At 43.3% G+C, this 18,244-nt stretch carries 15 protein-coding genes and 1 pseudogene; 8 read left to right on the forward strand and 8 right to left on the reverse strand.

Annotation, left to right across the window (positions count from 1 at the left end; all coding sequences use genetic code 11):
* Window positions 1-131 precede the first annotated feature (131 nt).
* From nifD to FD724_RS05245, 8 genes are all read right to left on the reverse strand, one after another.
* Window positions 132-1,574, reverse strand: coding sequence for a nitrogenase molybdenum-iron protein alpha chain (gene nifD / locus FD724_RS05210; protein ID WP_179071827.1), 1,443 nt, complete (start codon window positions 1,572-1,574; stop codon window positions 132-134).
* Between the two features lie 163 nt (window positions 1,575-1,737).
* The gene (gene nifH / locus FD724_RS05215) at window positions 1,738-2,631 is read right to left on the reverse strand and encodes a nitrogenase iron protein (protein WP_114083679.1); all 894 of its coding nucleotides are present in this window, start codon (window positions 2,629-2,631) and stop codon (window positions 1,738-1,740) included.
* A gap of 349 nt (window positions 2,632-2,980) precedes the next feature.
* Window positions 2,981-3,337: a group 1 truncated hemoglobin gene (locus FD724_RS05220; protein ID WP_179071828.1), complete on the reverse strand. Its 357-nt coding sequence runs from the start codon at window positions 3,335-3,337 to the stop codon at window positions 2,981-2,983.
* A 222-nt stretch (window positions 3,338-3,559) separates the two neighbouring features.
* Window positions 3,560-4,459 (reverse strand): Fe-S cluster assembly protein NifU, encoded by a 900-nt coding sequence (gene nifU, locus FD724_RS05225; RefSeq protein ID WP_094349931.1) that lies wholly within the window; start codon window positions 4,457-4,459, stop codon window positions 3,560-3,562.
* A gap of 97 nt (window positions 4,460-4,556) precedes the next feature.
* A complete protein-coding gene (gene nifS, locus FD724_RS05230) occupies window positions 4,557-5,765 on the reverse strand; it encodes a cysteine desulfurase NifS (RefSeq protein WP_179071829.1) in 1,209 nt (402 codons plus the stop codon).
* A gap of 34 nt (window positions 5,766-5,799) precedes the next feature.
* Entirely contained in the window at window positions 5,800-6,156 is a 357-nt protein-coding gene (locus FD724_RS05235) for a 4Fe-4S binding protein (protein ID WP_179071830.1), read from the reverse strand.
* 102 nt (window positions 6,157-6,258) lie between these two features.
* On the reverse strand, window positions 6,259-7,710 hold the full coding sequence (gene nifB / locus FD724_RS05240) for a nitrogenase cofactor biosynthesis protein NifB (protein WP_179071831.1): 1,452 nt from the start codon (window positions 7,708-7,710) through the stop codon (window positions 6,259-6,261).
* A gap of 1,059 nt (window positions 7,711-8,769) precedes the next feature.
* On the reverse strand, window positions 8,770-10,398 hold the full coding sequence (locus FD724_RS05245) for a sorbosone dehydrogenase family protein (protein ID WP_179071832.1): 1,629 nt from the start codon (window positions 10,396-10,398) through the stop codon (window positions 8,770-8,772).
* Between the two features lie 871 nt (window positions 10,399-11,269).
* On the opposite strand from FD724_RS05245, the pseudogene FD724_RS05255 reads away from it, so the two are divergent.
* The 8 genes and pseudogenes from FD724_RS05255 to FD724_RS05290 all read left to right on the forward strand — a co-directional run bounded on the left by FD724_RS05255 (window position 11,270) and on the right by FD724_RS05290 (window position 18,115).
* Window positions 11,270-15,430: pseudogene (locus tag FD724_RS05255) on the forward strand (HEAT repeat domain-containing protein).
* 15 nt (window positions 15,431-15,445) lie between these two features.
* The gene (locus tag FD724_RS05260) at window positions 15,446-15,676 is read left to right on the forward strand and encodes a hypothetical protein (RefSeq protein WP_179071834.1); all 231 of its coding nucleotides are present in this window, start codon (window positions 15,446-15,448) and stop codon (window positions 15,674-15,676) included.
* Window positions 15,669-15,929, forward strand: coding sequence for a type II toxin-antitoxin system RelE/ParE family toxin (locus tag FD724_RS05265; RefSeq protein ID WP_179071835.1), 261 nt, complete (start codon window positions 15,669-15,671; stop codon window positions 15,927-15,929). The genes FD724_RS05260 and FD724_RS05265 overlap by 8 nt, the downstream gene beginning before the upstream one ends.
* Before the next feature lie 2 nt (window positions 15,930-15,931).
* A complete protein-coding gene (locus FD724_RS05270) occupies window positions 15,932-16,156 on the forward strand; it encodes a type II toxin-antitoxin system HicB family antitoxin (RefSeq protein ID WP_179071836.1) in 225 nt (74 codons plus the stop codon).
* A 25-nt stretch (window positions 16,157-16,181) separates the two neighbouring features.
* A complete protein-coding gene (locus FD724_RS05275; RefSeq protein WP_179071837.1) occupies window positions 16,182-16,436 on the forward strand; it encodes a hypothetical protein in 255 nt (84 codons plus the stop codon).
* A gap of 9 nt (window positions 16,437-16,445) precedes the next feature.
* Window positions 16,446-16,613 (forward strand): HNH endonuclease, encoded by a 168-nt coding sequence (locus FD724_RS05280; protein ID WP_306297080.1) that lies wholly within the window; start codon window positions 16,446-16,448, stop codon window positions 16,611-16,613.
* Window positions 16,614-17,074: 461 nt separating this feature from the next.
* The gene (locus FD724_RS05285) at window positions 17,075-17,551 is read left to right on the forward strand and encodes a hypothetical protein (protein ID WP_179071838.1); all 477 of its coding nucleotides are present in this window, start codon (window positions 17,075-17,077) and stop codon (window positions 17,549-17,551) included.
* A gap of 249 nt (window positions 17,552-17,800) precedes the next feature.
* Window positions 17,801-18,115 carry a hypothetical protein gene (locus FD724_RS05290; RefSeq protein ID WP_179071839.1) on the forward strand — a complete coding sequence of 105 codons (315 nt, stop codon included), beginning with the start codon at window positions 17,801-17,803 and terminating at the stop codon, window positions 18,113-18,115.
* Window positions 18,116-18,244: the final 129 nt, after the last annotated feature.

Below are 18,244 nucleotides of genomic sequence, written 5' to 3' on the forward strand. Positions count from 1 at the left end.
AAAAATAGTCTTTCATTTTACAGTTATTATTTAAGCAAAATGCTTTTCAAATCTAAAAACCTTACTCCATAAGAGTTATACTATCTAAAGCATCAAAATAGATTGTTCCTAAATAACCCTGCAACTTGCATTTAGGCTAGAAATAGACTCTTTTTTCTCCCGTCGCTAAAAAACCTTGTATTATATGATGTTGAGGAGCGATCGCTAGGTTCGGAGTAATCCCAAGAGTGCATTTGACGGAAAGGAAGACCCATCTTTTGGAAGACGTACTTCTCTTTCACACCAGAAGCAACTAGGTCAGGCTTCAGCGCTTTGATAAATTCCTCGAATTCGTAAGCGGTAACGTCGTCATAAACGATGGTGCCGTTTTCGATGTAGTGAGTGGTACGTTTGTAATCGTCATTATGAGCGAACTCATAACCTGTACCAATCATCTTCATGCCCAAGTCTTGGAAAGCTGGGACAACGTGGCGAGGACGTAGACCACCAACCATGATGGCAACAGTCTTACCATCCAAGCGGGGGCGGTACTTAGCAACTACCGCATCCATTGTTGGCTGATACTTGGCGATAACTTTCTCAGCGTTTGCTTGGATTGTTTCGTCAAACTTGGAAGCGATTTCCCGTAAAGATTCAGCAATCTTGGTGGGGCCGAAGAAGTTGTATTCCAACCAGGGTATACCATAAGCTTCTTCCATGTGACGGCTGATGTAGTTCATCGACCGGTAACAGTGGATGAGGTTCATCTTCACATTGGGGGTCATCAACATTTCGTTGATGGTGCCATCACCTGACCACTGAGCGACTACGCGCAAGCCGATTTCTTCTAACAGGATGCGGCTAGCCCAAGCATCTCCACCGATGTTGTAGTCACCAATGATGGCTACATCATAAGGAGTACCTTCAAACTTGAGTGTACCGTCTTTCTTAGCTTGGTCGGATCTGGTGAAAACCCAGTCACGAACCATGTCGTTAGCAATGTGGTGTCCCAAAGATTGGGAAACACCCCGGAAGCCTTCGCAACGCACAGGTACAACTGGCTTGCCAATTTCTTTGGCTGTCTTCCGAGCAACAGCTTCGATGTCATCCCCAATTAGACCGATGGGGCATTCTGATTGAATGGAAACACCACGGTTGAGGGGGAAAAGTACATCAAGTTCTTGGATGAGCTTGGTAAGTTTCTTGTCACCACCAAACACGATATCTCTTTCTTGGAAGTCAGAGGTGAAGTGCATGGTACCAAAGGTATCAATACCTGTGGTGCCGATGTAGTAGTTACGACGACCAGACCAAGACCAGTAACCGCAACCTACAGGCCCGTGGCTGATGTGGATCATGTCCTTAATAGGACCCCAAACCACACCTTTAGAACCGGCGTAAGCACAACCACGAGCGGTCATTACACCAGGAAGGGATTTGATGTTAGACTTAACGCCGCAATCGGACTTACCTTCTTCGTATACACTTAAGTGCTTTTCCCGTTTTTTCTTAGCTTTATCGGGATAAGCCTCTAGAACTTCTTTAATTAGTTCTTTTCTTTCTTCGATGATGTTTTGATTTTCTGGAGGTGTCATATTTAGCCTCTGTGACTCGTAAGGATCGGGGCATAGGGGGACTAGGAGTCCCCTCTAAGATTAGGGGGGAGATTAGAGGGAAAGGTAAAAGGTAAAAGGTCAAATGTAAGATTCTTCCTTTTTCCTTTTTCCTTGTGCTAAAGCGTTATTTCTTAGCAGCGACTTAGACTACAGGAGCTTCAGCAGCACTTTTGCCAACTAGCATTGCAGTATTTTCGTCGCTTTCGAGGATACCGAATTCAATCAACAATTCTTCTAGTTCTTCCATTTCGATGGGTGTAGGAATAGCTAGATTTTTGTTGTCGATAATTTTCTGAGCCAATGTCCGATATTCGTTAGCTTGGTTGCTTTCTGGTGCGTACTCGTTAACAGTCATCCGGCGCAATTCTGCGTGTTGAACAATGTTGTCGCGAGGTACGTAGTGAATCATTTGGGTGTTCAACCGTTTTGCCAAGGTTTCGATCAATTCGATTTCCCGGTCTGTGTTACGGCTGTTACAAATTAAACCACCCAAGCGCACGCCACCGGTGTGAGCATACTTAAGAACACCACGAGCAATGTTGTTAGCAGCATACATCGCCATCATTTCACCAGATGTAACGATGTAGATTTCTTGTGCCTTACCTTCGCGGATAGGCATTGCAAAACCACCACACACAACGTCACCTAATACGTCGTAAGATACGAAGTCTAGGTTTTGGTAAGCACCATTTTCTTCTAAGAAGTTGATGGCGGTGATGATACCACGACCGGCGCAACCTACACCGGGTTCTGGCCCACCAGATTCTACGCAACGAACGTCACGGAAACCGGTTAACATTACTTCTTCGAGTTCGATATCTTCTACTGCACCACGTTCTGCGGCGAGGTGAAGAACGGTTGTTTGAGCCTTGCTGTGCAGCATCAAACGGGTGGAGTCAGCTTTAGGGTCGCAACCGACGATGAGGATGCGTTGACCCATTTCTGCCATAGCTGCTAAGGTGTTTTGGGAGGTGGTAGATTTACCGATACCGCCCTTACCGTAGAAAGCTATCTGTCTAATGTTTTCGTCTGTCATTGTTCGTGTTTCCCTGCAATTGGTTGGTTGGTGGGTCTGTGCGTTTGTCAGTTGCGTTCACGCCAGTTGAGCGACAGTAGTGAGCGCGTGTAGAGCATCGTTGGTAGCGTTGGCATAAATGCCTGCTGGGGGCGATCGCTCCACAGCCAAAATTATTGACAGTAAGTTCATCGATCTTCCTCGTTAAAATTTTTTTCTTTTGATTTTTTGTCCTTTGTCCTTTGTCATTTGTTTTGACAAAGAACAAAGAAAATTACGCGATTTACAAATACGTCATAATGTGTTTCAGCTTGCAAGATTCAATAGGACTTGATGTTGTTATTTGTCAACAATCAATGCATAAGTCCTATTACTTGTTCAAAATAGCGCCCTTCATATTTGTGACGCGATCTAGTGCAGCTTTGGTGTTTTCTGCTGACACTCCACGCACAGCCATTGCTTCACCGAGATGCTTGGCGATCGCATCGAAGTGTGGTTGCTGCAAGTTCATTCCAGCGTGGGTTTTGTCCATTGGACGACCGCCGTATTGCTTTGGCCCTTCAAATATTTGACCTAAGAAAGCAACTAGATGATTGCGTTGCTTTGCCATGTCTGTACCAGCAAAAATGGGATTGAGGAGGCTGTCTGCGGCAATGCGTTTGTGGAGTTCATCTACTACTTGTTCAATAGCTGGTTGTCCACCAATGTTGTCGTACAATGTGCTCATATCCTGTTCCTTTGAAGCGAGTTGGATGATGAAATTTGCAAGTAGGCGCTTAATCTTTTTGCCTATATGCTGTTAGCCGTCATAGCTAAATTAGCTATCGGTTGTCGGTAGGATTGAAGCATTGATGTGGAGACAATTATATGGTTCAAATCCTACTTTCTGTTCCTGGCTGAATGCATATTAGAGCGTATTTGTAGAATACGTTAAGTCCTACAGCAATTCCTAAACTGCTTCGACTACAAGGCTCTTGCTGACACGATCTTGTAATCTGGCTTCGATCGCAATTTTCAGAGTTGCTGTACTACTAGAACAGGAACCGCAAGCACCTTGCAGTACAACTTTAACGCGATCACCTTCTACATCATAGAGTTCTACATCTCCCCCGTCTGCAATGAGTACGGGTCTGACTTCTTCATCAAGAACTTTTTGAATTAGAGCAATCTTTTGGACGTTTGTTAGCGCTCGTTCCTTAGATGTAACAATTTCTGTGGCAACTTTTACGCCGTAATTGTTGAGAGCAGGTGAGGCGTATTCCTGTTGAACTGATCTAATAATATCATCAATGTTCGCCAGACAGGAACCGCATCCGCCACCAGCTTTTACATAATTTGTTACTTGTTCGGCATCCGTGAGATGATTTTCTAGAATCACGCGACGAATTTTGGACTCGCTGATGCCAAAGCAACTGCAAACTAATGCACCTTCATCATCATCATCGTGGGTAGCTAGAGGTATGCCACGATAGTTGTAGATAGCGGCTTCTAGAGCTTCTTGTCCCATGACAGAGCAATGCATCTTTGCTTCTGGTAAACCACCCAGGTAATCTGCAATGTCTTTATTGGACACTTTCAGGGCTTCGTCTAAGGTTAAACCTTTGACCATTTCGGTTAATGCACTAGAAGATGCGATCGCACTAGTACAACCAAAGGTTTGAAAGCGAGCATCTAGAATCTTATCAGATTCTACTTCCACTTTCAGGTGCAATCTCAGAGCATCGCCGCAAGCAATGCTGCCGATTTCGCCCGTTGCAACCTTAACTCCAGCTTCGCCCGTTTCTTCAATTTCTCCCTGATTCTTGGGATCGTAAAACAGTTCTAATACTTTATCGGTGTAGTCCCACATATTAAGTTCCGAGTGCTGAGTGGTGAGTGCTGAGTGGGGACAGGGGACAGGTGATAGGGAATAATCTGTTCCCTGTAACCTATTCCCTATTCCCTAATTAACGATGCGCCAATGCTTGTTCTTGTCCTTGCAACCAACCTGCATCATCATTTTTGAAGGGTGAGAGGGCGCGTAAACGTTCTACAATGCTGGGCATTACCTCTATTACTTGATCGATTTCGGCTTCTGTGGTGTAGCGACAAAGACTGAAGCGAATTGAACCGTGCAAAGTTGTATAGGGTAAGCCCATTGCCCGCAGGACGTGGGAGGGTTCCAGAGAACCAGAGGTGCAAGCAGAACCGGATGATGCACAGATACCGTATTTGTTCAATAACAGTAGAATTGCTTCACCTTCGATGTACTTGAAGCCGATATTTGTGGTGTTTGGCAATCTCTGCGTAACGTCACCGTTGACTACACAATCAGGAATTTTAGCGAGTAAAGTTTGTTCCAAGCGATCGCGCAGCTTTCTTTCTCTTGCGATCGCTTCTTCTAAGTGTAACAGTTCTAGTTCCGCAGCTTTGCCCAAGGCGATAATTGCTGGAACATTCTCAGTTCCCGCCCTACGTCCGCGTTCTTGGTGTCCCCCAAGAATGAAGGGACGGAACCGAACCCCGCGCCGAATATATAAAGCACCAATCCCTTTCGGACCGTGTAGCTTGTGACCAGACAGGGTTAACATATCTACGGTGCTAGTCTTCATATTCAACGGGATTTTTCCCACTGCTTGCACCGCATCTACATGGAAGATAGCACCAGATTCTTTGACGCGCAACCCAATTTGTTCAATCGGGAAAATCGTGCCAGTTTCATTGTTAGCATACATAATTGTCACCAAGGCGGTGTTACCCGTCAAGGAAGCTTCTAGTTCATCTAGATCCAGCTGCCCTTGATGATTTACTGATAGATAGGTAACACTATAACCTTGGGTTTCTAATTGTTTGCAGACATTGAGTACTGCTGGATGTTCAACTTGGGTAGTGACGATGTGTCGCTTTTCTGGTTGCGCTAACAGTGCGGCTCGAATCGCCGCGTTATCTCCCTCAGTACCACAACTTGTGTAGACAATTTCTGACTCATCGGCTCCCAGCATAGCTGCAAGTTGTTCTCTTGCGGTTCTCACTGCTTTACCGACTTGCCCACCAAAGGTGTGCATACTGGAGGGATTGCCGTAATAATCTGTGAGGTAAGGTAACATTACCTCTATAACTTCTGGGTCTACCTTAGTGGTGGCATTATTATCGAGATAGATGCAGTTATTTTGCATTGTTGTCTTCAATTAAGAATTAGGAATTATTTAATTAAGCTTCAGAACCCACTGATTGGGATTGACGCTTTTGCAACTGCTCAGAGTATTTCTGAGAATAGCTGTTAAACCAGCGTTCCCAGTAATCTTGTTTATTTGTTAATTTAGCGACTACGCGGTTGTAATTGGCAAACCAGCCTTCCCAGTAATCGCTAGGCTGCTTAACGCAACCGTCGCAGGTGGGACAACCAGCTTTACACTGAGGTACGGTATAAATGCTACCAACACAATTTGTACAAAGTTCAGGGTCAATCCAGTGCTGTCCGTCAACCACTTTAACTGCATTTGTGGGACATACCGTTAGACAGAGATTGCAGGAAATACACTGGCTAGTAAGAATTTGGTAAGCCATGATTTATTCTCCTTTTGGGAATGGGGCATTAGAGTCAGGGGAGAGGTTACAGGTGACAGGTGATAGGTAATAATCTCTCCCCTGTCCCCTGTAACCTATTCCCTATTCGTTATTCCCTAATTCCTTAACGTATTGCTCGTAGAACTCTAAAGCAACCTTTTCAATTACGTCGTAAGCTTCAATAGTCTTGATTCCAGCTTCTTGCAATTTTTCTTGAGGACAGTTACCAATCTTGGAGACTAAAACTGCTTTGCAATCTGCGATCGCTTTCATAATATGCTCAAAAGAAGCTTCTTCGCCGTATCCACCTTGGCAGTATTGGTCAATTTTGCGATGACCGACAAAGCGAACTTCGTTTCCACCCACTTCGTAAATTTGGAATTCTTTCGCATGACCGAAGTGTTGGTTGACTAATCCGCCGCCTTTGGTTGCTACTGCAACTAAAACTTTCGGACTGTTGGCAATTTTCTTACCAGCTAGCGCCTTATCTTTGGCTACTTTAAGTTCTTCTTTAAACTTCTCAATTCCTTCGTGAACAGTAGCGCGTTGTTCCATGTCATATTCGGGAGCCATTTCCAAGAATTTCTCTTTGGAAAACTCTTGGCTGCGGTCTTCTCCCAACAATCCGACTGCATCGGCACGACACTGGCGACAGTGACGCATCATTTTCATGTTACCAGAGCAGTTGTCTTGAACTTCTTTGAGTTCTTTGGGTGTGGGGCCGCGTTGACCTGTTAAACCGAAGTGTGTGCCATGTTCTGGTGCAGAAATCAATGGCATGATGTTGTGCAAGAATGCACCTTTCTCACGGATGACTCGATTCACTTCGACTAAGTGATGGTCATTAATTCCGGGAATCATCACGGAGTTAACTTTGCACAAGATGTCAGCATCTTTCAGGGCTTGCAATCCTTCCATCTGTCTTTCGTGGAGGATTCTTGCGCCTTCAATGCCTCTATAACGCTTGCGTCTGTAGTGAACCCAAGGATAAATCTTAGCACCGATCTCTGGATCTACCATGTTAATGGTGATCGTCACGTGATCTATATTTAATTGTTTAATGCGATCGATGTAGTCGGGCAGCATTAAACCATTGGTTGATAAGCAAAGCTTGATGTCTGGTGCTTGTGCTGCAATCAACTCAAATGTGCGGAAGGTTTTTTCTGGGTTCGCCAATGGGTCGCCAGGGCCGGCAATTCCCACAACTGTCATTTGCGGAATTTTACCACCAATGACCAAAGCTTTATGTGCAGCTTCTTCTGGTGTTAGCAATTCGCTAACTACTCCAGGACGGCTTTCGTTAGCGCAATCATATTTGCGGTTGCAATAGTTGCATTGAATGTTGCAAGCTGGTGCAACTGCAACGTGCATCCGGGCGTAGTGGTGATGAGCGTCTTCGCTGTAGCAGGGATGTTTAGCAATGCGTTCTTGGAGCTTTTCGTCTCTTTCCACGGTGGTGCTGCTGTTGCTGTCGCAGCCGCAATCACCGGATTTTGCTTGGGTTGGCGATTCCGTAGCGTTGGAGTTGAGGAGTCGTGTAGACGGTGATGTCATTGAGTTTCGCAAAAAGGTCGGTGGACTCGGCTGCCACTGTGGGAGATGCTGTTACTACTCTTTCATGCCCAGAATTGAAGTCGCGTCTTCCACACTGCCTGCAAACCCTTGGGTGAGGGCGACTTGTTTTCAAGTCAGGCAGGCGATAGATATCTGATGTTCGGCTGGTGTGTGTCAACGTTCGGTTCTTGGGTAGAATTTGTGCTTACAGCCGCGACTTCTCTTCACTTCAGGCATGGTGCTATGTCATCCCTCCACTCACCCTTCGCTTTGTTTTGTTTCAGAGCGTTGGGTGATTGGCGATATAAGATTTATAGCAGCCGTCTCCCAGCCAGATGTTGCGTCTCTCTAGGATAGAATTTATTGGATTTATTACTTTTGTACTCAAATACTAAAAACCCTAATTCTTCAAGCGTTACAAGAATTAAAAAACTTTTTTTCGGGTAGGGGTTCTAGTATTTTTTGGTTGGGGTTCTAGTGTTTATAGATAGGGGTTCAGGATTTCTTTGTACTCAGTCAAAACCCAATCCCAGTAAGGAATTTAATCTACTTGTAACTGGGTTTGGGTTATTTAAATGTGTACTCAGGTTGCCCTCAAATTCCGTCAAAAGCAGTAAATGCCAAGGGTTTGAGGGTGAAAAACTGGAGTAGTCTACATCGTTCTACTCCAGAAACGTGCGAAATTCAATTCTGTATCTAACATATCATTTTTTTGAGGGTAAAAATGCAATTCATATTTATTTAATTTTTGCTTTGACAATCATATTCAATTGTGGTTCTAAGTCTTGTCTGATAAGCGATATGAGGTAATGAAAATAGGTGTGTTGCTGCATATCATTTTCAAAAAACTTAACTTTTACTTCTTTTCTTTGATGATTGCAATGAGGAGATGGGTAGGAAACTGTCGGATTTTGTGTTTGAGAGAAACAACAAACTATAATCTAACATGATTGAGCGATCGCAATGAATTTTCTGAATTGCTCATTACAAACCTTAGCAAAAAACTTAAACCCCTTCCCGTTTTGGGAAGGGGCAAAATTTCAAATCAGGCGAGTGGTGCTACTTAACTTCTATAAACGAGATTATGTTATCGAAGTCAGCCCCAACGGATTTATAATCACCAGCGCTAAACTCACGGCATCGACCACCAGTTTCATGTTGGCAGACACGTACTACAGTACCTGATGGTACACTTAATGAGCTAATAGCGTCATTTCCCACAACCTTTAAGTCGCCTTGGTTGGCTTTGTATACTCCTGGAGTTGTAGAAAAAGACTGGGAAGAACCAGCAGAATTAGCATCTCTGTAGACCTTAACCACCTTGACTGACGGTGTGTAGGAGAGCTTGTAGATGGTGCCGCTATAATCATCCGAAATTAACAAACTACCTTGTTGATCGACTACCATATCTACGGGTCGCCCCCAGATTTCTTGTGTTCCTGGAACTAGCCAACCGTTGACTAAATCCATCTCCTGCTCTGGAGTCTTTGTGCTATTGTTCCAGGGAAAGTAAGCTATTTTGTAGCCCGTTTTCTTCTGTCGATTCCATGAACCATGCAGCCCCGCCACTGCCCCATTTGAGTACAGGCTGGGAAAGTTGGTATTTTGTAAAAATGTTAGTCCCAAGGGAGCGGAATGGGCTTGGATACCCTTGCTAATCCTGTCCATTGCATTGCAATTAACCTTGCCATTAGCATTGAACTCATAGTCGCGGTCAAAGGGCATATTGTTCACGCCATTTGAAGTATCAGGATTGGGGTTGCAAAATGGCCAACCATAGTTACCGCCATCTCGAACTCGCGTAAACTCCTCTGGTGGGTGGTTATCCACGTAGGAAGGGATAATTTTACCGTAATTGCCACTGCCATCGTTGAAGGGATAGGCAATGTTATCTCGATTATTAACAACTACCCAAAGGTCATTTGTGTTAGGCAAGAATGCTAATCCTTCGGCATTACGTAAGCCTTGGGCAAACAGCCGCCGATTGCTTCCATCTGCGTTGTACTGGTAAACTGCACCACGCACTGGGTTACTAACAGTATCTTCCTTGCAGGCATTGCAGGTAGAGGCAATGGACACATACAGTTTGTGGTTGGCATCAAGGGCGATGTTTTTCAGTTCGTGACCATAAGCGCCTTTGAGTTCTCCTGTACTGCTGTCTGGTAAACCAGTTACAACAATTTGACGATTTTTTGCGGTTAAGTCTCCAGAGTTGTAGATGAAACGGTTAATTTGATGAGTTTCAGAGATATAAACGTATGTGGTGTTGTTTATCTTATGAAACACAATGTCGTGTGGCTTGCGTAGGCCCGTCACAAAGTCCGAAATAATTGGGTCTTTGCTGCCATTTGGCCGGACAATTAATACTTTATTCGTACTGGGTTGTGATACTAAAAGATCCCCATTGGGAGCCACTGCCATAAAGCGAGCTTTGTTAATGCGAGCATAAACAGCGATGGAGAAGTTGGGGGGTACTTTCAAGTAACGGTTAATATTGAAGGGTGCATAGTTCATGCTACTAGGCACTTTGAGTTTGGTTTCAACAGACGCAGCAGGCGGTTGGCCCAACGCTGCGGCGGAAAAAACCTCTAAGGATATTAAACTAGCAACTGAAGGGATCAAACTAAGTAGCGACGCAGATAATATACGTCTGAGCATTGGTATTTGGTTTAGGGAAAACATAACCATTCTGAACTTTTCTCTAGCCTGGTAGTGATGTATTTGACACGTAACTCTCGGCTAGCCGATTTTTCCGAGAGCCAGAACAAACATTACTCAGGGTACTTATTTTTGAAAACACTTTGTTAAATATCTTTATGTAGTACATATACTGCTATTTTTCCTAACTCATCAAAAAATGGGTGAACCAAGAGTTGCAAAGAAAGGCATAGCGATCGCTCTTTTCAACTAAAATAGTCTTCAACACCAACGTAATTATCACCATTGCGCCTAGCACAAGAGCTTGCACAGAGGGTATTACAGCGTTATTTCCCTATCAATAAGCCAAATTGGTATTTGAACAACCATAAGCGCTCAAAACTTGGTTTTTCTCAAAGAATTGATTGAACCTGGTAAAATGCGTTTGGTAATTGAGCGCACATATCTCTTGGTATAATTAGCGGCATCTCATGGTTATAGCTAGAGTAAATGTGCAGGAAAATTGCGTAGGCGCAGTTAGCAATTGATCTAAAAAACCAAGTCGAAACCTAATCCCCTTCCCGGCGCGGGAAGGGAGAAAATTCAAAGTCTCTCTCCATTTAGGCTACGGTGTACACACATCTTTATAGAAAACCAAAATCGTCGTAGATCCCCCTAAATCCCCCTTAAGAAGGGGGACTTTGAGAGCTTTTTGCCCCCCTTTTTAAGGGGGGTTGGGGGGATCAAAAGCTTGTGGCGCAACTCTAGAAGACTTGTGTGTACACCGTAGCCTTTTAGGAGAGAGATTTAGAGAAAGGTTCTTCAGATACCTGTGATATTTCTGCAATAACCCTGAAATCTGGAAACATTACTCCAGCTAGTGGATATACTCGTAATCAAAATCTCAACAGAAGCGAGTATTATGCTGGACTGGTTAGCTATTTGGGGTGTAACTCAGGCCGCCGGGTTGATTTTTAAACCCATTCTGGAAGACTTAGCCAAGGATGCTGCTAAAGATTGGGCTAAAGATTTATTAAAAGGCATCCCTGGCAAGATTGTGCAGAAACTTAAGAAGGAAGACATAGAAATTGCTGCTGGTAAAGCCTTAAAGGAATTTTTGCAACCAGGGCGAACGCACGGGATTTCTGAAACCCTTGCTGGGCAAGGATCTTGATGAAAAAATAGGCTAAATTAAAAAACGCCAAAACCCTTGCTATTAAAGGATTCTTATACTTTAGATGCGTTTGCCCTGTTTTTGCAACTGATGCAGCAGCAGTTAAAGGTTCGTTGCAAACTTGCTGAAACTGAGATTAAAGAGTACACCAAAGACATCCAGAAATTTATCAGCGAGAAGTCGGTTACAGAAATTCTTGGTCAGGCTTTTGATATTAACTGTGAATCTCTAGACGCTAAAACCCTAGAAGATAGTTGGAACAGGCTGCAATTAAAATCTCTGCCACCTAAGTTTAACTGGCAATCAATTACAGAACAGTATTTAACACAAGTCCAAGAACTTCTTTTAGATTCAAAAGAGTTACACCATATCCTAGAATTACAAAAGTTATCTGATATTGAAATAAATACCAAAGAAATTGCTGGCGTTATTGTAGATTTTAATTTAGTTAAATATCAAGAAGGAATCCGCGAGCGCTATGGCAATCTCAAGTTAGATAGCTTAGATACTAGCGGATATGCCTATAACGAACTGAAATTATGGCGGATTTTTACTGCTCAAAATGTCCGGGAAGCTCATCAAGTCTTACCACAAGTTCACGAACTGCCTAAAGAACATCTTAGACGGCTGCGAGAAAGTGACCAAGTAGAAGCTGTTGAATTAGAAGAGTTAGAACGCCACAAACGGGTTTATTTTGAACAGCCGATCCGTTCAGTTTTAGATGTTGTCAATAAAAAGCAAGATTATAAATATATTGTGATTTTGGGCGACCCTGGTTCAGGTAAGTCTACATTGTTGCAATTTCTGGCTTTGAATTGGGCTGAGTCACCACTGGATAATGTTATCTTATTACCAATTCCCTTGCTAATTGAGTTACGCACTTATATGCGGCGGCGGGAAGACAAAGAGTGCAATAATTTTCTAGAGTTTTTTCATCAATGTAGTGGTGCTGTTCATCATCTCAATCAGCTTGAACTAGATAAACAATTAAAAGCTGGTAATGCCTTAGTGATGTTTGATGGTTTGGATGAGGTATTTGATCCTGGGAAGCGAGAAGATGTAATTACTGATATTCATCGCTTTACTAATGACTATCCTGATGTGCAGGTAATTGTCACTTCTCGGATTATTGGCTATAAACCGCAACGATTGCTTAATGCTGAGTTTCGCCACTTTATTTTACAAGATTTAGACTCAGAACAAATTCAGGATTTTATCTACCGTTGGCATGAGTTAACTTTTACCGATGCAGTAGATAAAGTGAGAAAACGGGAACGGCTACAAAGAGGAATTGAAGCTTCCAAATCTATTGCAGAATTGGCGGGAAATCCTCTGCTGTTGACGATGATGGCAATTCTGAATCGGAATCAAGAGCTACCAAGAGATAGAGCCGAGCTTTATAATCAAGCATCGCGGGTGTTGCTGCATCAATGGGATGTGGAACGTGCTTTGACAGAAGATAAGAGGTTAGATCCCAAGACTATTGATTATAAAGATAAGCAAGCGATGCTGCGTCAGGTTGCTTATCTTATGCAAACTGGTGATAAAGGTTTGGCTGGTAATTTGATTAATGAAAATGATTTAGTCAAAGTTCTGACTGATTATCTCAAAACCATAGAGTTTGATAAACCCAGAGAAGCTGCGCGGGTGATGATTAATCAACTGCGGACTCGCAACTTTATGTTATGTTTCTTGGGTGCGGATTATTATGCTTTTATGCATCGGACATTTTTAGAATATTTCTGTGCTTGGGAGTTTGTCTGGCAGTTTAAAGAAACGCAAACGCTGAATATTGAGGAACTTAAGAATGAAGTTTTTGGAAAACACTGGCAAGATGAAAGTTGGCATGAAGTCTTGCTGCTAATTGCGGGAATGATTGAGCCAAGATTTGTTGGGGAGATTCTTGATTATTTAATGGCGCAAGATGGCGAAGAGGAAAAGTTTGTCAATCTCTTTTTAGCCGCTAAGTGTCTTTTAGAGGTGAGAAATCGCTCGGCTATCGCGTTAACAGCTACTCAATTACTTGACAAGCTCAAACACTTAACTAAATATGACCTCTGGTACTATTACGTCCTCTATGCAGATGAAGAAACTAATTTAGTTCTGGAAATTCGTACTCAAGCAGTTACAGCAATTGCAACGACCTGGCAAGAATCTCCCGACACCAAAACCTGGCTCAAAGAACGCGCTACCCAGGATGATCACGAAGATGTACGAGGTGCAGCAGTCGAAGAGTTAGCAAAGAACTTCAAAGATGACCCCGACACCAAATCCATCCTCAAAGAATGCGCTACCCAGGATGATAACTGGGATGTGCGAGGTACAGCAGTCCAAGAATTAGTTAAGAACTTCAAAGATGACCCCGACACCAAATCCATTCTTAAAGAACGCGCTACCCAAAATGATTACTTGATTATGCGACGTGCAGCAGTCCAAGAATTAGTTAAAAACTTCAAAGATGACCCCGACACTAAATCCATCCTCAAAGAACGTGTTACCCAGGATGATCACTGGTTTGTGCGAGGTGCAGCAGTCCAAGAATTAGTTAAGAACTTCAAAGATGACCCCGATATCAAATCCATCCTCAAAGAACGTGCTACCCAAGATGATCACGAAGTTGTGCGACGTGTAGCAGTTCAAGAATTAGCGAAGAACTTCAAAGATGACCCCGACACCAAAACCTGGCTCAAAGAACGCGCTACCCAGGATGATAACTGGGATGTGCAAGGTGTAGCAGTTCAAGAATTAGCGAAGAACTTCAAAGATGACCCCGACACCAAAACCTGGCTCAAAGAACGCGCTACCCAGGATGATCACGAAGATGTGCGAGGTGTAGCAGTTCAAGAATTAGCGAAGAACTTCAAAGATGACCCCGACACCAAAACCTGGCTCAAAGAACGCGCTACCCAGGATGATCACGAAGATGTGCGAGGTGTAGCAGTTCAAGAATTAGCGAAGAACTTCAAAGATGACCCCGACACCAAAACCTGGCTCAAAGAACGTGCTACCCAGGATGATCACGAAGTTGTGCGACGTGTAGCAGTCGAAGAATTAGCGAAGAACTTCAAAGATGACCCCGACACCAAATCCATCCTCAAAGAACGCGCTACCCAGGATGATCACGAAAATGTGCGACGTGTAGCAGTTCAAGAATTAGCTAATAACTTCAAAGATGACCCCGACACCAAATTCATCCTCAAAGAACGCGCTACCCAGGATGATCACGAAGATGTGCGACGTGTAGCAGTCGAAGAATTAGCGAAGAACTTCAAAGATGACCCTGACATCAAATCTATCCTCAAAGAACGCGCTACCCAGGATGATCACGAAGTTGTGCGACGTGTAGCAGTCGAAGAATTAGCGAAGAACTTCAAAGATGACCCCGACATCAAATCTATCCTCAAAGAACGCGCTACCCAGGATGATCACGAAGATGTGCGAGGTGTAGCAGTCGAAGAATTAGCGAAGAACTTCAAAGATGACCCCAACACCAAAACCTGGCTCAAAGAACGCGCTACCCAGGATGATCACGAAGATGTGCGATATGTAGCAGTTAAAGAATTAGCGAAGAACTTCAAAGATGACCCCGACATCAAATCTATCCTCAAAGAACGCGCTACCCAGGATGATAACTGGGATGTGCGACGTGCAGCAGTCCAAGAATTAGCTAAACACTTTAAATATCAGCCTGAGTTGTTTGACATCTACTACAACTGCGCTGTTAATAACCCCTTTGAGCGCGAGGAAGATTATGAAACCAACCCTCGGTACATTGCACTGGAGATAATTATCAAGCAATTTCCTCAGCATCCCCAAACTTTACCACTGTTGCGCGATCGCACAAAGAATGACCCAGATGAGCAAGTGCGGGAATTTGCTCAGAAGAAGTTGGCACAATTAGAGAAGTAAAACAGTTGCAAAAACATGAACAACACAGAAGTTCGTCAGCAAATTAACCAATATTTAGATGTATTATCTTCAGAACGCCTACAACTGGTTGCTGATTTTTTAGCATATCTGGCAGATAAGGAGAGTGAAGATGCTACCCAAGAGTTACTTGATATCCCTGGATTTATTGAATCTTTTGAAGAAGGTAAAAAAGATATTGCTGAAGGTCGGGTAAAAAGCTGGAGAACAATTCGGTCTGATGTATAACGTTGTGTTATCCGCTAAAGCCGAGGAGATTTTTGCTACAGCAGACCAAGCTTTAGCCAAAAAAGTTGCTAGATGCTTTGAGCAACTAGAACAAAATCCTCGGTTTCATCCTAATGTTAAACCTCTCAAAGGTGACTTTGCAGGTTATTATCGCTATCGCATTGGTAACTATCGAGTAATTTATCAAGTTGATGATGCAACAAATCAAGTTATGGTAACTACTATTGCTCATCGACGGGAAGCTTATGAATAAATATGAAATATACAATCGTGATTCAATGGTCAGAAGAAGATCAATGTTATGTGGCTTTGCTACCTGAGTTTACGGATATAATGCAGCCTTGCACTCACGGAGAGACTTATGAAGAAGCTCTTAAAAATGCTCAAGAAGTTTTAGAAATGCTGATTGAATCATCTTTGGCTGACGGTGAACTTCTCCCAGAGCCTAAGACGCTAGGAAAGTCTTTGGAAGTTGCATAAAATTTAGGAATTAAAAAGGTAGCTTATGAACACATCTGTAAATACAGCCAAAGTCTACGATGAAATTATAGAGTTTATTGCTGCGGGAACCACTCCCCAAAGTGTTATCGATTTCAAACTATCAGATGCAGCCAAAGACCGTTTAGAGGATCTTGTTTACCGCGCAAAAACTGAAGGTCTTACAGGAAGTGACCAGCGAGAGTTAGATCATTTTCTCACGCTAGAGCATATTATGCTACTAGCAAAAGCAAAAGCTCGTCAGTACATCAGCGCGGAGTAAGTACTCAAAGTGTCTCGTCCATATATTAATGCAGAATTGCGGCGTTTAGTTAGCGATCGCGCTGCCCATCTATGCGAGTATTGTTTATATCCAGAATTAGACGGCTTAGGTTTTCAAGTTGACCATGTAATAAGTGTCAAACACGGTGGCTCAACAAAGTCTGAAATAGCTGATTAACCAGGGTTTTACCCCACCCTAACCCTCCCCTTGTAAAGGGGAGGGGACTAGATTTCTTATTTCCCCCCTTTATAAGCTACGGTGTACACACATCTTTTTGCTGAGTGCAAAATGTCTATTGATCCCCCTAAATCCACGCCACTTGCTCATGGGGGAAACCCCCAAGACCGCAGTGGCTCCCCTTAAAAAGGGGGACTTTGAGAGCTTTTTGCCCCCCTTTTTAAGGGGGGTTGGGGGGATCAAAAGCCTGTGGCGCAACTCTAGAAGACTTGTGTGTACACCGTAGCTTTTATAAGGGGGGTAATTCAACAGCAATAGCAAGGGGAATTAAGGGATGAGGTGCAATGAGTGTAAAACAGATAAATAAATAGGTTATGATGTGCGATCGCATTCACCAATGGGAATTATATACTTAGCAACTATTGCTACTTCACCATTAGAACTCCCAAGGTACATATACGATGGCCTATCAAAATATTGCAGCCACCCTTTCGCCACAAGATATCCAAGAAATTAAAGCCGCGCTACAGACAGTCCAAAGAAAGATGCCCTTTCTGATTACTCTCAGTACAGAAGAACGGCGAAAGCTGGTAAAAATGGGCGATAAAAGCCTAGCCTTTGTGAACAATAGCATTACTGCTGCTCAGTCTAACCGTGAAATTCTTCCAGCCACTTTTGACGTTGAGGAACTGGTTCAAGATTATCAATTAGCTGCTGCGCTTACTGAACTTTTAACCTCAATGCAGCAACTAACCGAACAGGTAGATGATACCCTAATGGCTGTCGGTAGTGAAGCGATGACTAGCAGTTTGACTGTTTATGATTACGTGAAGACTGCATCAAAAAAGACTCCAGGTTTAAAAACTGTTGCCGAACAGTTGGGCGAACGTTTTAAAGCTATTGGTAAAGGGAAATCTGCAAAAACTCCCGTCTCTTGATAAATTAATACTCATCGGCAAGTCTCATATCATTTTCAAAAATCTTCGCAACAAATAAATTTGCGGTAGGGGTGTACAAGTGTACGCCCCTATTTTGTTTATCCACCTCTGAACTCAATATGGTTCGGTTAAGATCCCCCCGCCTGCGGCGACCCCCTTAAAAAGGGGGTAAAAGATGGTTAAAAGCCCCCCTTTTTAAGGGGGGTTGGGGGGATCTTCAGACATATTAAAGCGTTAACCAAACCGGTATTGCCTCTGAACTCCGTCAACGAGTATTTGAACCGGATGAATCCACTTTTTATCTCCGTCAACGAGTATTTGAAGCGGATGAATCCACCTTTTATCTCCGTCGACGAGTCTTTGAACTGGATGAATCCACCTTTTATCTCCGTCAACGAGTATTTGAACCGGATGAATCCACCTTTTATCTCCGTCGCCGAGTATTTGAACCGGATGAATCCACCTTTTATCTCCGTCAACGAGTATTTGAAGCGGATGAATCCACCTTTTATCTCCGTCGACGAGTCTTTGAACCGGATGAATCCACCTCTACAAGTTTCTTGAGTAGGGGCGCTATGAGAACATTTACCTATTCTACTTTTCTAAGATTTTGCGATCGCTATTCCCATACATCTATATAATAAGAAAACAGTCACGATGAGCGATAACTATATTTGGAAACGTATATCTGCA

This window comes from Nostoc sp. C057 (genome assembly GCF_013393925.1).
Classification (GTDB): Bacteria; Cyanobacteriota; Cyanobacteriia; order Cyanobacteriales; family Nostocaceae; genus Nostoc; species Nostoc muscorum_A.